Below are 15,024 nucleotides of genomic sequence, written 5' to 3'. Positions count from 1 at the left end.
ACGGATCGCAATACTGGACGCTGACGGCGGAAGCAGCGGAATCATCACCTGTCGGCTAACGAGTCACTCAGCAACACCTAATGGTTTAACCCAAGAGTGCTTACCACTGGCGTCGGAACAACCGGTGTGGTGTTCACTCTGGTGGGTGAGCACTACGTGCCTCTGACACTTTCCTGTGCTGTATCGATCCCTTCTCGACCCGAGCAATAGCTCTAGTGCGGCGGACAGTACTCGAGTACGGATACACAAATCGAGTCGTCCCGCTCAGATACTGTCGAAGTATACACCTTATATCCATGCATATGTGTCTAGAATACACTTAGCCATTATGGGTTATCCTCTTATATCCGCTTTCGGAAGCAGGTGGTATGCCACAGCCACACAGAGCACCATCCACCGGCCGTTCACAGGGGCTCGCAGACCCCACGGACGAACGGTCGAACTGCGGTGTCGGCGTCGTTATGGACCTCGATGGTGGGTCGAGCCACGACATCATCGCAGAGAGTCTCGACCTGCTCCGGAACCTCGAACACCGGGGCACCACCGGCGCTGAATCGAACACCGGCGATGGGGCCGGAATCATGCTGCAGACGCCCCACAGCTTCTTCGACCAGGAACTCGAAACCGATCTCCCCGAACCGGGCAGCTACGCCGTCGGCTCGCTCTTCTTCCCGACCGACGACGCTGCCCGGACGAATCTCGTCTCTCTTCTCGAGGACACGTTCGCGACCTACGACCTCGACGTACTCGCGTGGCGCGACGTTCCCACCGAAAACGACGGCCTCGGCGCGACCGCACTCGAGTCCGAACCGGACATCCGGCAGGTCGTCGTCACAGCGACCGACGACGTGAGCGGCGACGAGTTCGACCGGCGACTGTACGTCGCGCGCCGGGCACTCGAGAACGCGGTTTCGGCGGCCGATATCGACGGGAGCGAGCGCTTCTACGTCTGCTCGCTCGACTCACAGACGGTCGTGTACAAGGGGCTGCTCAAGGGCGAACAGGTTCCGTCCTACTACCCGGATCTCACCGACGAGCGCCTGAAATCGACGTTCGCGATGGTTCACGAGCGCTTCTCGACGAACACGCTGGGGGCGTGGCAGCTGGCCCATCCACACCGGAACGTCATCCACAACGGCGAGTTCAACACGATTCAGGGGAACATCAACTGGATGCGTGCGCGCGAGACGGATCTCGAGAGCGACGTCCTCTCAGATCTTGAGGCCGTCACACCGATCATCGACGACCCCGAGCAGTCAGACACCGCGAGCGTCGACAACGCGCTCGAACTGCTGCTGCAGGACGGGCGCGATCTGGCCCACGCCCTGCGGATGCTCGTTCCAGAGGCCTGGCGCGGTGACGAATCGATGCCACGAGAGCGCAGAGATTGGTACGACTTCCACGCCTCGCTGGTCGAGCCGTGGGACGGCCCCGCGCTCGTCGCGGCGACCGACGGTGACCGCGTCGGAGCTGTTCTCGACCGCAACGGCCTCCGTCCCTGCCGGTACGACGTGACGACGGACAACCGCCTCATCATGGCGAGTGAGGCCGGCGCGCTCGACACCGATCCCGCCGAAATTTCCGAGCGCGGCCGCCTCCAGCCGGGACAGCTCTTCCTCGCCGATCCCGAGGCGGGTCGGGTCATCCCCGACGACGAAATCTTCGCGGACCTCACCGACGACCGCTACGGCGAGTGGGTCGCCCAGGAACAGGTCCAGCTCGCCGACATCCGGACGACGGACGACAGCGCTCCCCGTGACGACGTCTCGAACCTCCGCGACCAGCAGGCCGCGTTCGGCTACACGCACGACGAACTCGAGAACCTCCTCGAGCCGATGACGACCAAGGGGAAGGACCCGGTCGGCTCGATGGGTGACGACACGCCGCTCTCGGTGCTCACCGAGTACAACCGGCCGCTGTTCTCCTACTTCAAGCAACTGTTCGCGCAGGTGACCAACCCGCCGCTCGACTACATCCGCGAGGAACTCGTCACGAGCCTCGAGAGCCGGCTTGGCTACCAGCGCAACCTGCTCGACGAGTCGCCGGCCCACGCCCGCCAACTCGTCGTCGACTCACCCGTACTGACCGATGCCGACCTCGCGTCGATCCGTGACTGCTCGACGAACGGGATCACGGCGGCGACGATCGATATCACGTACGAGCCAGCAGACGTTGAGTCCGATTCAGCCGGTACAGAACTCCAGAACGCCATCGAGCGCGTCCGCAAAGACGCCGTCGCAGCGATCGAAGCGGGCCACGACGTACTCGTCCTCTCGGACCGCGCCGTCGACGAGGAGCGGGTTGCGATTCCGAGCCTGCTCGCGACAGGTGGCGTCCACCACCATCTCGTGCGGAACGGGCTGCGCAACCACGTCGGCCTCGTCGTCGAGTCCGGCGAACCGCGCACCGTCCACCAGCTCGCGACGCTCGTCGGCTACGGCGCTGGCGCGGTCAACCCGTACCTGGCCTATCAGACCATCGCCGACCTCACCGCCGGTCCCGACGGCGCGGACACCGGGGCCGCCATCGACGCCTACATCGGCGCACTCGAGGACGGCCTCCTGAAGACGATGGCCAAGATGGGCATCTCGACGGTCGAAAGCTACCAGGGAGCCCAGATTTTCGAAGCAGTGGGCCTCGACTCAGATCTCGTCGAAGAGTACTTCGAGGGGACCGAAAACCGTACCGAGGGCATCGGCCTCGCCGAAATCGAGGCGGACCTTCGCGAACGTCACGCGACTGTCTTCGCAGCCGACGCAGACGAGCCCGACCTCGACCGCTACGGCGAGTTCGAACACCGCTCCGACGGCCTCACCCACCAGTGGAATCCAGAAACCGTGGGGACGCTCCAGCAGGCCGTCCGCTCGAACGACTACGAGCGCTACCAGGAGTTCGCCGACCTGATCAACGACCAGAACCAGAATCTGCAGACGCTTCGGGGGTTACTCGAGTTCGACTCCGATCGCGACTCGATCCCGATCGAGGAGGTCGAACCCGTCACGGACATCGTCGAGCGATTCTCGACGGCCGCGATGAGTCTGGGTTCGCTCTCGCCGGAAGCCCACGAGAACAACTCCATTGCGATGAACCGCATCGGCGGGAAGAGCAACTCGGGCGAGGGCGGCGAGCCGCCCGAACGCTTCGGCACGGAGAAGGAGTGCAACGTCAAGCAGGTGGCCTCCGGCCGGTTCGGGGTCACCTCGACGTACCTCTCTTCGGCCGACGAACTGCAGATCAAGATGGCCCAGGGCTCGAAGCCCGGCGAGGGCGGCCAGCTTCCCGGCGAGAAGGTCAACGAGATGATCGCACACGTTCGCAAGTCGACTCCCGGTGTGGGGCTCATCTCGCCGCCGCCGCTGCACGACATCTACTCCATCGAGGACCTGAAGCAGCTGATTTTCGACCTGAAGGCGGCGAACGAGGATGCGGATATCAACGTCAAGCTCGTCTCCGAAGCCGGTATCGGTACGGTTGCCGCCGGCGTCGCGAAGGCCAACGCCGACGTGGTCCACATCTCGGGCCATTCAGGCGGCACGGGTGCCTCGCCGCGCACGTCGATCAAGAACGCGGGGCTCCCGTGGGAACTCGGACTGGCAGAGGCGAACCAGATGCTCTGTGAAACCGGCCTGCGCGACCGCATCCGTGTCTCCGCCGACGGCGGCATGAAGACCGGCCGAGACGTGGCCGTCGCCGCCCTGCTGGGTGCGGAGGAGTACGTCTTCGGCACCGCCTCGCTCGTCACCTCGGGCTGCGTGATGGCCCGCCAGTGTCACAAGAACACCTGTCCGGTCGGCGTCGCGACCCAGCGCGAGGATCTGCGCAAACGCTTCCCCGGCGAGCCCGAGCACGTCATCAACTACATGACGTTCATCGCCGAGGAACTGCGCGAGATCATGGCCGAGTTAGGGTTCAGGACCGTCGACGAGATGATCGGACAGGTCGACGCCCTCGCTCAGCGCGACGATGTCGAGCACCCGAAGGCCCGCACAGTCGACCTCTCGGCCGTGCTTGCCGAGCCCGCCGGTGACGTGCGCCGAAAGGTCCGCGAGCAGGACCACGGTCTCGACGACCAGCTCGACCACGAGTTCATCGAGAGCGCGGCGGACGCGATCGACGGCGGGGAACCGGTCGCTCTCTCCACGGACGTAGCGAACGTCGACCGCGCAGTCGGCGCGATGCTCTCGAACCGGATCACCAGCCGCTACGGCGAGGCCGGCCTCCCGGCGGACACGATCACGGCCGATCTCGAGGGGACCGCCGGCCAGAGCTTCGGTGCGTTCCTCGCGAGCGGCGTCTCGATGCACCTGACCGGAGCCGCGAACGACTACGTCGGGAAGGGTCTCTCGGGTGGAAAAATCACCGTCCGAACACCGGAGAGCGCGGCCTACGATCCGAGCCAGAACGTCGCCATCGGCAACGTCGCGCTCTACGGCGCGACGGACGGCCAGCTGTACGTCAACGGGGTCGCGGGCGAGCGCTTCGCCGTCCGCAACTCCGGCGCGAAGGCCGTCGTCGAGGGCGTCGGCGACCACGGCTGTGAGTACATGACCGGCGGCGTCGTCGCCGTTCTCGGCGAGACCGGCACGAACTTCGCAGCCGGCATGTCCGGCGGTGTCGCCTACGTCTACGACCCGGACAGCGAATTCGACCGAAAGGCAAACACCGGAATGGTCTCGCTGCACGACGACCTCGAGGACGAAGACGAGGAGATGCTCCGCCGTCTCGTCGAGAACCACGTCGCCTACACGGGCTCCGAGCGCGGTACCGAACTGCTCGAGAACTGGGAGCGTGCGCTCGACGCCTTCGTGAAGGTCATGCCCGACGCCTACCATAAGGCGATCACTGAACAGGGATCGGACGACGTTCGCGGCGAGCTGCCCGGCGTGCCCGAGACCGAGGCAGACGCGGAGTCCGCCGGATTCGCCGCGAGCGACGACTGAACGGTCGCCCATCCTCATTTCTCGGCTGACAGCGACAAGCGACTGTGCACTGGATGGCCGTACTCGAGTTCGGCTGCTGTATAGTCGATTCTGCAACCGACACATGGAGTTGGCCACACGCCAGCAGGGGTCAGCACACAGTTCGGTCCACCTCTCTCCGACTGCCGGGCGTACGAGACGGGGTAGATATCACGTCTGAATAGTTCGATGAGAGCACGCCCGAAACCCACGAATATAACGAGTACGCTCATACCGCCGAGTAACTCCGCGGGACCGTCCGTACAAAAAATCGAATCGACGAACAAATACAGGAGCTCAGTCGTCGATCTGACGCGATCGCCGAGACTGACCACGTGATACTGGCGTCGCGTCACCGCAGTGTCGAGTACCGCGGCCTACCTGGCGGGTGTCGGCTGATCCTGGCACGATCTGATCCAGTCATGGTAGTCGCGGCAAGAGTCGGTCGGCTGTTGGCTCACTGAGTTCAGGTTTTCACCTCCATTACAGCCAGATCATTCACCTCGACTAACTTAATCTTTAGCACTGTCTAATCATTGATGACAACGATCGTCAGTTTCGGCCGAGCGTGTGGAATTCGTCGTTCGGCCGCATCTCGGCGAACATCGCCATCCGGTTACTCAGGTTGTAAAACGCCGTTACGGCGGCGATGTCCCAGAGTGCTTCTTCACTGAACCCGGCTTCGCGGAGCCGGTCAAGATCCGATTGCTCGACCTCCATCGGTCGCTCGGTGAGTGTCACCGCAACGTCGAGCATCGTACGATGGGTCTCGTTGATATCCGCGGTTCGGTAGTTCGCGACCAACTGGTCTGCCAACTTCGGGTCCTGGGCGTAGATCCGCACGAGTGCCCCGTGTGCGACGTTACAGTAGTAACAGTGGTTAACACCGGAGACCGCGACGACGATCATCTCGATCTCCTCACGTTCGAGTGCGGTGTCCTCGACGAGCGCGTCGTGGTACTGGAAGAACGCTCGGAAGTGCGAGGGCTTGTACGCGAACGCGGAGAAGACGTTCGGCGTGAAGCCAGCGCGCTCGGTTTCTTCGGTGATGCGTTCCTGGAGGTCCTCGGGGAGGTTCTCAAAGTCCGGGACTGGGAAATTCGCCATGGCATCGTCTGCAAGGGACGGTGTGGTGCTCGATTCTGCAGTTGTATCGTCGGCTGTGTCTGAGTCCGTGCCGGCTGTGTCGTCCTGATCGCTCATGCACGCTGGTTCACACGTCAGCGTAATAACTCACGGTCCTCGCTCGCGGATACTGGATGACTGAGCGTCTGCGCAAGTAGCGCCGGCGAGCGCGTCAAAAAGTACGGTTGGTGCGGAATTACCCCATCACGGGAGGTCGACTGCGTAGTGAGCCGTCTGCTCGGCAGCCAACTGCTGGTTCAGGGCTATTCGGACCGCGGATCGTCACGGTCTCTGTCCCGATCGCCGACCGGGTCGCGCTCGTGGACGTGACGCCGGTTGTCCATATCGTCGTCTGTACGACGATTATTCGGCTCCTCGTCCATCCGCCGGTCGTCGTCATCGTACGCTTCGTTCGACTGTTGGGCGTCCGCCCGGTCTTCCGTCCAACTTCCCTGCTCGGACCGGCGACCGGTCTGGCGATACTGGAGTCCGCCGCCCGTCCGGTCACCGCGACCGCGGTCGTCTCGCCGCTCTGGCTCCCGCGCTGTGCGCCGGTCTTCGTCCTGCGCCTCCCTCGACCGGCCCTCGGACCCGTGGGATCGGGCATCTCGCTGCCTGCTCCGGTAGTCCGACCCGCCACCCTGGCTGTGCGGACCCGGTTGTGCATCCGTCGGTCGAGACGAGGATCGATCTGTGGACGATGCAGACGAAGACGACCGCTGCGAGCGCTGCTCCGTCGGCGGCTCACGCGTCTCGGTTTGCCGCTCATCGCCCGACCCGGTATCTCGTCGCCGGTCCGGCCGCCCCTCCGGCATCCGTCGGGGCTGGGACTGAGACTGGCCGCGCTCCTGTCGGGATCGACGCTCGGGCTCTCGCTGCTGTCGTCCGTCGTCGTATCCGCCGCCACGGCCACCCATCGATTCATCGCTCTGTGGTGGCTGCTGGCCCGAGAAGCCCTGGCTGCGCTGATGGCGACCCGCCGTCGACTGCCCCTGCCGCGGCCCCTGCTCTCGCCGCCGGTCGTCCTGTGTTCGTTGCGCTCCACCCCTGCCCCTGTCGCCCGACCGGCCGGAAGCCGCCATCTCAGGTGGTCGGTCAGACCGACGATCAGTCGACTCACCCTGTCGATCCGCACCGCGTCGCTCGTGACGGTCCTGTTGGCCCTCGGGTCGCGGCATCTCGCCGGTACGTTCCGGTCGCCGCGCCTGGCCGCCGTACTCGAGTGCATCCGCGTTCTGCACGTCGGTTTCGAACCCCTGTCGCTGTCGCCGGTCGTCCTGTGCGTGGCGACCCTCGGTGTCTCGGGGACGCCGTTCAGTCCGACCCGACTGTGCCGATCGAGAGTGGGCACCGGAGTCGAAAGACGATTGGCCAGGTTCGTGCTGGTGGCGGTGCGTGTCGCGGTCCTGCGGTTGCTGTCGGCTCTGTCCTCGCGAGTCACCGCGTCGCTGTTCGTCGTAGCCGTAGTCCTGCCGTGGCTGTCCACTTCGCTCCTGCCGGGCCTGTTGACCACGGTCTTGTCGTGGCTGCTGTCTCCGGTCTTGTCGCGGTTGCTGCCCACGCTCCTGTCGCGGCTGTTGCCCACGGTCCTGTGACTGCCCCTGCCGGCCGCGCCGGCGCTGTTGCTCGTCGACATCGACTGCTTCGTGCCCGCGCTCGTCGTATCGGGAACCACCACGGTCGTGGCGTGCCTGCCCACCGTACTCGAGTGAGTCGGCCTCGCCCAGGTCGGTCTCGAATCCCTGTCGTTGCCGCTGTCGCTGTTGCTGTTGCTGGTCGTCTCGACCACGCTGTCGGCCGCCTTCGCGGCCACGTCCGTGTTGCTGCCCGCTATCACGTCTGCCTCGTCGGGTGTCGTCGCGCGCTCGTCGGCCCTGCGGTTCGCGCCGGCCCTCGTCCTGTGGCCACTGCTCGCGTTCGCCGCGCGGTTGTGATCGTCGGTCGTCGCGGTAGCCCTGATCTCGCTCGCCCGCGTTCCGTCTTTCCGATTCGTTCGGTACCTGTCGGTCGTCCGGTCGTCGACGGTCGTGTCGGTCGTATCGGTCGTTCATGGTTCTGATTTCAGACAGCTGTCGTTCTCCGTCTGAACCGAGTGTTGGTGTGCGCGCCGCGAGGAGCGCTCGCGACGCGACGAGCTAGTCGCCGACTGCAGTGCGTGCGTCCGACGGGCGTGCTATGCAGATTATGCGGATAAATCCTGAGCGTGCGTAAGCGTGCACCGTCGTTGAGCGCCGTCACCAGCCGCTGAAGCCGCCGTTTACGCGTCCACCGCTGGTTCGACACATCCGCTACCGTTTTCCCACACGTCTGCGATGTGCCCGTATGGACACCGCACTCGTCATCGGCGGCACGCGATTCATCGGCCGTCACCTTGTCTCGGACCTGCTGGAGCACGACTACAACGTCACCCTTCTCAACCGCGGCACCCGCGAGAACCCGTTCGCGGACGACGACCGCGTCGACCACATCGAGGGCGACCGCACCAACGACTCCGCACTCGAGGCCGCCGCCGCAACCACCGACCCCGATGCTGTCTTCGACTGCGTCGCCTACTATCCGAAGGACGTGCAGGCAGCCACCCGCATCTTCGCCGACTGCGAAGCCTACGTCTACATTTCCAGCGGCGCAGCCTACGGCCGCGAGGAGATTCCCAAGCGCGAGAACGAGACACCACTCGAGTCCTGCTCGCCTGAAGAGGCGACCGACGACTCGGACGCGACTTACGGCAAGCGCAAGGCGGCGGGCGACCGCGCCATCGAGGCAGCCGCGAACCGCGGCGTGAACGCCATGTCTGTCCGCCCGTGTATCGTCTACGGGCCCGACGACTACACCGAACGGCTCGATTTCTGGATCGACCGGGTGAACCAGCACGACCGCGTCGTGGTACCGGGCGACGGCACCAACGTCTGGCACCGCGCCTACGTCGAGGACGTCGCGAGCGCGCTCCGTATCGTCGCCGAGCGCGGCGAGGCCGGCGAGGCGTACAACGTCGGCGACCGGCAGCTCGTGACGCTCGACGAAATGGTCGATTTGATCGCCGATGCACTGGGGACCACCGTGGACGTCGTCCACGCCGGCCCGCGCGAACTCGCCGCCGGTGAGATCGGCCCCACCGACTACCCGCTCTACCGCGAGTATCCCCACGTACTGTCGACGGCGAAACTCGCTGCCCTCGGCTGGGAGTCGACACCACTCGAGTCGGCCATGGAACAGTCGGTCGAAGACCATCTCGAGAGTGACCGTGACGGACGGGAGCAGGGGCCGGATCGGGAGGCGGAGGAGCGCGTGCTGGGGATACTCGAGACGCTCTGATCTCCAGTTCTATTCGGCTGGTTTTGACGGATTTTCGATGAAAAAGCCAGCGCAAGCGTTCGCGGGTGAGCAGCCACAGTTGTGAGTACCGCCCCGTTCCCCTGACAGCGAGACAGTGTCGAGGAAAAACACGTATATCCCGGGGGTGACTCAGTCCACCTATGTTCGAGAAGTCGACGTGGATTCGGCTCCCCCGAAACGTCGTCGTCGGTCACGGCGTCCGGTCGTCGGTCGTCGAGGTCGTCGACGACCTGCACCTTCAGGGACGGCCGTTGCTGGTGACGAGTCCGACGCCGCGACAGGTCGCCGCGGAACCGGTCGCCGCCGATTTCGAGGCGGCCGGCATCGACCCCGCGATCGTCACGATCGAATCCGCGACGTTCGACTCGGTCGAAACCGTCATCGAAACCGCCGAGGCGGAGGAGGTCTCCTACCTCATCGGCGTCGGCGGCGGCAAGGCCATCGACATCGCGAAGATGGCGAGCGACCACCTCGAGATGGGCTTTCTCTCGGTGCCGACGGCGGCGAGCCACGACGGCGTCATCAGCAATCGCGGCTCCGTCCCTGACGGTGACACCCGCCACAGCGTGGCAGCCGAGCCGCCGCTCGCGGTCGTCGCCGACACCGAAATCCTGGCCGAGGCTCCCTGGGAGCTGACGACCGCCGGCTGTGCGGACATCATTTCGAACTACACCGCCGTGATGGACTGGCGGCTCGCAAACCGGCTCAAGAACGTCGAGTACTCCGAGTACGCCGCCGCGCTCTCGGAAATGACGGCCGAAATTCTCGTGGACAACGCCGACCTCATCCGGCCGGGACTCGAGGAGTCCGCCTGGGTCGTCACGAAGGCGCTCATGTCCTCGGGCGTCGCGATGAGTATCGCCGACTCCTCGCGACCGGCAAGCGGCGCGGAGCACCTCTTTTCCCACCAGCTCGACCGGATCGCGCCCGGCGAGGCGCTGCACGGTCACCAGGTCGGCGTCGGCTCGATCATGACGGCCTACCTGCACGGCGGCGAGCGCGGGATCTGGCGGGACATCCGCGACGCGCTCGCGAGCATCGACGCACCGACGACCGCAGCGGAACTCGATATCGACGACGAGACGGTGATCGAGGCGTTGACGACCTGCCACGAGATTCGCGACCGCTATACGATTCTGGGTGACGGAATGGACGAGCAGGCGGCTCGCGAGGTTGCGACGAAGACGGGCGTCATCAACTGATTGGTTCCCTTCTCGAGGTTTTAGCCCGCACTAGCGCTGAAACCGCTGCGTCCCGAGCAGCGACATCGCGAGCGCGACGATGCCACCGATCGCCAGATGCGCCCAGTACGTCGTCAGCCGGTAGAGGATCGCTCCTGCCGTCGCGACGTCAGCCGGAACGCCAGCCGTGGCGACGAGCAAACTCGCCAGCACGACCTCGATGCCGCCACTCCCGCCGGGCAACGGCACGACGCCGCCGAACGACGCCAGCGGCGCACAGACGAACACCAGCGCCAGCGGCACGTCGACGCCCAGCGCGACCAGCCCGAAATACAGCGGCACCGCGTTGAACACCCAGCTCACGACCGCGATTCCGAACGCCGCGACGAGCGTCCGCGGTGACGCCTGAATCGCTTCTAGCGTCCCGAAAAAGCCGTCAATCCGGCTCGTCAGCGCCCCCTCCAACTGCGTCAGCCGCGAGAACGGGAGCTTCCCGACGAGGGTTTCCGCGTGGGCGGCCAACTCGAGTGCCACCTGTCTCGCGACCCCGCGGTGGAAGACGATGACGACGACGCCTGCCGTGAGGAGTCCACCGCCACCGAGGACGGCGAGGCTGGCACCGATGGAGTCGAGCGAGCCGTCGCCGGTGAGGACGAAGATGGCTGCGCCGAGGCCAGCGATGACGAGGCTGCCGATGACGTTGAACCCTTCCGCGGCGGCGACGGCGGCCAGGTTGTCCTCGAACTCGGAGTCGGAGTTGTTCGCGAGCAGGTAGGCGGTGACGGGGGTGCCGGTCGAGCGGCCCCAGGGGAGCGCGCTGCGAGCGAAGTAGCCCGAGAGGTAGGCAGTTGCGAAGGCAGTGCCGCGGGCCGCGCCCTCGACGGGTGCGAGGAGTCGTTTGACGAGCAGTCCTCGGAGTGCGAGCATGCCGAGGCCGGTGAGAAGGGCAGCGGTGAGCGCGGCGGGGTGGGCCGCTCGGACGTTGTCGAGGACGGCGTCCCAGCCGACGCCGTAGACGAAGAGCCCGATGACTACAACGGCCACTGTAAGCCCGCCGACCGCCCGCCGCCAGTGCATACCATCGGTACGCGCCTGCAGCGGGTTAACGCCAGTGAATCGGAAACGCTGGCCGTTTGTTAGTGTGCAGACGTGTTCTCAGCTGTACGGGCTGGCGCCTCAGATACGTCCTCGACTGCGAACGGGCTGGCGCTCAAACGTGCTCGTCGAGGAAGTCCGCAATTTCCGAGTAGGCCTCGATACGGTTCTCGAGCTTCGAGAAGCCGTGGCCCTCGTCGTCGAAGATAAGCTTGCGGACCGGTACGCCCTGTTCGCCAGCCTCGTCGGCGATCTGTTCTGCCTCACCGACCGGCACGCGCGGGTCGTTCTCGCCGTGGAGGACGAACAGCGGCGCCTCGATCTGCTCGACGTTATTGATCGGTGAGATTTCCTCCAGGAACTCCCGGTCCTCCGCGAGCGAGCCGTACTCTGCCTCGCGCAGTTCGCGTCGCCAGTCGCCGGTGTTCTCGAGGAAGGTGACGAAGTTGGCGATGCCGACGATATCGATGCCGGCCGCCCAGAGCTCTGGGTACTCGGTCAGCGAGGCGAGCACCATGAAGCCGCCGTAGGAGCCGCCCTTCGCGACGATGCGGTCGGGGTCGACGGCCGGGTGGTCCTGGAGCCACTCCACGCAGGCTTCGATATCCGCGACGGAGTCCATCCGCTTTTCGACGTCGTCGAGTGCGGCGTAGTCTGCGCCGTAGCCTGCCGAGCCGCGGACGTTCGGTTCGAAGTAGCCGTAGCCCCGGTCGAGGAAGTACTGCTTAACGCTGGAGAAAGAGGGGCGGCGCTGGCTCTCGGGGCCGCCGTGGATGTCGACGATGACCGGCGCGCCGTCGTCGCTGCCAGCCTCGGCTTCCCTCTTCCCGTCCGGTAGCGTGAGGAACCCGGGAATCTCCAGCCCGTCGAAGCTCTCGATGTGGACCAGCTCGGACTCGTCGAACGTCTCCCGAGGAATCCCAGCCGTCGGCGCGCTGGTCCAGCGCTCGGCCTCGCCGGCCTCGATATCGACCACAAAGACGTTCGTGTTGACTGTGTCGCCGGTGGTTGACAGCGCAAAGCGCTCCGCATCGTCGTCGAAGCTTACGCCGCCGGAAACCCCTCCCGGCAGATCTGGTTCGGGGAACTCCTCGAATTCTGTGGGCTCATCCGAATCGAACTCGCCGACAGTCAACTCGGTGTAGCCCTCCACGTTCTGCGAGTAGACGAACCGCCCCGTCTCGTCGTCCAGCGCAATGCCGTCGACGTTCCACTCGTCAGCGACGACGGACTCGAGTCCCCCCGTCTCCAGATCGAGGTAGGCCAGATCGAGGGTGTCGGTGTCGCCCTGATCGGTGACGAGGTAGATGCCCTCGCCGTCGGGTGCCCAGCTGGCGCTCTGGTAGCGGACATCGCCCTCGTGAGGGGTGAGGTGCTCGAGTGTTGGCTCCTCGGATTCGAGGTCGAGTACGTACAGATCCTGATCGAAGTTGGAGTAGGCCTGGGAGACGAGCAGGCGGGAGTCGTCGGGGCTCCACCCGGACAGCGAGAGCCAGCCGTCGCCCTCGTAGACGAGTTCCGCCTCGTCGCCCGTCTCATCCCGGTCCTGTACGTAGACGTCGAAGACGGCCTCGTCGCGGCGGTTCGAGGTGAACGCGAACCGCTCACCGTCGTGGCTCCAGCCGCCCCAGCGGTGTTTGGCGTCGGGCATCGCCGTCACGTTCTCGATTGTCCCGGTCTCTGCGTCGAGTCGGAATAGCTGGGCGCGCTCGTTGCCGCCCTCGTCCATGCCGAACATCAGTTCCCGACGCTCGGGCGACCAGGAGGCGAACGTCACCCGTTCGTCGGCGAACGTCCGTTGCTCGGGCCACTCGCGGGGTCCGGTAAGCGTCCAGACCTGCGGTGTCCCAGTCGTGTCCATCAGGAACGAGAGTTCGTCGCCGTCCGGGCCGAACGAGGCCCCGTAGGCGCTGCGAACGTTGAGATAGCGTTCGATTTCGTACGCTGCCATACCAGACGCTGTGGCGTGGTGGCCCGGTAGTCGTTTGGGTTGCGGCGAGGCCGCCAGCCAGTAGTCCGGGACTACTTGTTCGGGTACCGTCCTGTCGGCCGTCTCGTTTGCTGGTCGCGCTGGCTGTCGGTCCACGATTGTGACGAAATTCGGCTTGATTCCACTCAGACGGCGTTGGAGTTCGTTACCAGCGATCGCTCCGTCGGAGCGGCGATCATGGGAAACCGACAACGATCTTTCTCAGGGGCAAAACTCGGCTTGATTCTGGCCACCGTAGCGGCAATTGCTGCGCTTAACAAAGGCCACTCGGCCCGTTCGTCCTCCCGATGACAGCCGACGGTACGGATGGCTCGGACCGCGCGGACCGCGCGGATCGCGCTGAGAGCGACACATCCTCCGAAACACCCGCTGCACCTTCGGACTCTCCCGCTCCCTCTACTGCCACCGCAGCCTCGAACCCACCGGACGCTCGCAACGGCGGCACCGCCATCGTCTTCGTCACAATCATTATCGTCCTCGCCGCCTTCGGCACCACCGTCGCTATCGTCGGCCCCGAACTGGTGGGCGGCGACACCGACACTGACACTGACACTGACGCCACCGCAGACACTGGCGGCGACCTCCTCGAGTCCACCGACAGTGCCGATGACGGGAGCGCGGTGGTCAACGAATCGGAATCGGAGACAGAGTCGGAATCAGAGTCCGAGTCAGACACACCGTCGGAGCCAGCGTCTGAGGCTGATTCGGACCCGGGTTCGGAAACAGACACTGGCGCACAGACGAGTGAGAACGAGACGGCGACTGACGGTGCCGACGGAGAGGAAGGAGATGAGGACGCCGCTGGTGCTAGCGGCAACGAAAGCGAGAGCGACAGCGGCGCGAATCAAACTGAGACTGCACCGGACACGGACACCGAACCAGAGAGCGGTCCAGCGGACGAACAGAGCGAGGACAACGAGATCGACGATGACGACGGCAGCATCTTCGACGGTCTCGACTCGTTCTTCGAGGAACGGTTTGGCGGTATTGGTGGTGATGACGATGATGGCGATGATGGCGACGGTGAACCGATCGAAACGAACGGAACAGACGAGTAGCGGAGTAACGATCGACTGACCAACGAACCCGCTGTTCGACCGTCGCTCCCGACACCAGGTAGTATCGATTGAGCCTGGAGTAATGATGGATAGCGCCCGGGAGAACGAGTGTCTCCACTGTGAAACTGGAGTTGCGTCCGCGCGGCCGGCTTCCAGTCTAGTGTTTCGTTCCCGCTAGTGGCGCTGAAACGGTTCAACACCCACGGAGAAACGGTTACACCGAACGAAATCACGATTTTCCCAGATCTTTATTTCTGAATGGAATCTGGGAATATAGTGTGCAG

At 64.9% G+C, this 15,024-nt stretch carries 8 protein-coding genes; 4 read left to right on the top strand and 4 right to left on the bottom strand.

Features of this window, described 5'->3' with window-relative positions; genetic code table 11:
- The first annotated feature begins 368 nt into the window (after nt 1-368).
- A complete protein-coding gene (gene gltB / locus BBD46_RS03470; protein WP_071400374.1) occupies nt 369-4,940 on the top strand; it encodes a glutamate synthase large subunit in 4,572 nt (1,523 codons plus the stop codon).
- A 570-nt stretch (nt 4,941-5,510) separates the two neighbouring features.
- On the opposite strand, the gene BBD46_RS03465 is transcribed toward gltB, so the two are convergent.
- A complete protein-coding gene (locus BBD46_RS03465) occupies nt 5,511-6,161 on the bottom strand; it encodes a peroxidase-related enzyme (RefSeq protein ID WP_071400373.1) in 651 nt (216 codons plus the stop codon).
- Nucleotides 6,162-6,346: 185 nt separating this feature from the next.
- A complete protein-coding gene (locus BBD46_RS03460; RefSeq protein WP_071400372.1) occupies nt 6,347-8,134 on the bottom strand; it encodes a hypothetical protein in 1,788 nt (595 codons plus the stop codon).
- A gap of 271 nt (nt 8,135-8,405) precedes the next feature.
- Here BBD46_RS03460 and BBD46_RS03455 point away from each other — a divergent pair, with 271 nt between their 5' ends.
- Together BBD46_RS03455 and BBD46_RS03450 are read left to right on the top strand one after the other, a co-directional pair.
- The gene (locus BBD46_RS03455; RefSeq protein WP_071400371.1) at nt 8,406-9,395 is read left to right on the top strand and encodes an NAD-dependent epimerase/dehydratase family protein; all 990 of its coding nucleotides are present in this window, start codon (nt 8,406-8,408) and stop codon (nt 9,393-9,395) included.
- Nucleotides 9,396-9,556: 161 nt separating this feature from the next.
- A complete protein-coding gene (locus BBD46_RS03450) occupies nt 9,557-10,618 on the top strand; it encodes an NAD(P)-dependent glycerol-1-phosphate dehydrogenase (protein WP_071400370.1) in 1,062 nt (353 codons plus the stop codon).
- Between the two features lie 30 nt (nt 10,619-10,648).
- On the opposite strand, the gene BBD46_RS03445 is transcribed toward BBD46_RS03450, so the two are convergent.
- Together BBD46_RS03445 and BBD46_RS03440 are read right to left on the bottom strand one after the other, a co-directional pair.
- Entirely contained in the window at nt 10,649-11,674 is a 1,026-nt protein-coding gene (locus BBD46_RS03445) for a lysylphosphatidylglycerol synthase transmembrane domain-containing protein (protein WP_071400369.1), read from the bottom strand.
- A 133-nt stretch (nt 11,675-11,807) separates the two neighbouring features.
- On the bottom strand, nt 11,808-13,643 hold the full coding sequence (locus BBD46_RS03440) for an alpha/beta hydrolase family protein (RefSeq protein ID WP_071400368.1): 1,836 nt from the start codon (nt 13,641-13,643) through the stop codon (nt 11,808-11,810).
- Nucleotides 13,644-13,969: 326 nt separating this feature from the next.
- Here BBD46_RS03440 and BBD46_RS03435 point away from each other — a divergent pair, with 326 nt between their 5' ends.
- Nucleotides 13,970-14,740, top strand: a complete 771-nt coding sequence (locus BBD46_RS03435) for a hypothetical protein (RefSeq protein ID WP_071400367.1) — start codon at nt 13,970-13,972, stop codon at nt 14,738-14,740.
- Nucleotides 14,741-15,024: the final 284 nt, after the last annotated feature.

The sequence above is a fragment of the Natrialba sp. SSL1 genome (genome assembly GCF_001861355.1).
GTDB lineage: Archaea > Halobacteriota > Halobacteria > Halobacteriales > Natrialbaceae > Natrialba.
This window is presented reverse-complemented; position numbering and strand designations above follow the sequence as displayed.

Excerpts from the sequence above, each read along its gene's own strand:
- gltB (WP_071400374.1), top strand. The coding sequence starts at position 369 with ATGCCACAGCCACACAGAGCACCATCCACCGGCCGTTCACAGGGGCTC.
- BBD46_RS03465 (WP_071400373.1), bottom strand. The coding sequence starts at position 6,161 with ATGAGCGATCAGGACGACACAGCCGGCACGGACTCAGACACAGCCGAC.
- BBD46_RS03460 (WP_071400372.1), bottom strand. The coding sequence starts at position 8,134 with ATGAACGACCGATACGACCGACACGACCGTCGACGACCGGACGACCGA.
- BBD46_RS03455 (WP_071400371.1), top strand. The coding sequence starts at position 8,406 with ATGGACACCGCACTCGTCATCGGCGGCACGCGATTCATCGGCCGTCAC.
- BBD46_RS03450 (WP_071400370.1), top strand. The coding sequence starts at position 9,557 with ATGTTCGAGAAGTCGACGTGGATTCGGCTCCCCCGAAACGTCGTCGTC.
- BBD46_RS03445 (WP_071400369.1), bottom strand. The coding sequence starts at position 11,674 with ATGCACTGGCGGCGGGCGGTCGGCGGGCTTACAGTGGCCGTTGTAGTC.
- BBD46_RS03440 (WP_071400368.1), bottom strand. The coding sequence starts at position 13,643 with ATGGCAGCGTACGAAATCGAACGCTATCTCAACGTTCGCAGCGCCTAC.
- BBD46_RS03435 (WP_071400367.1), top strand. The coding sequence starts at position 13,970 with ATGACAGCCGACGGTACGGATGGCTCGGACCGCGCGGACCGCGCGGAT.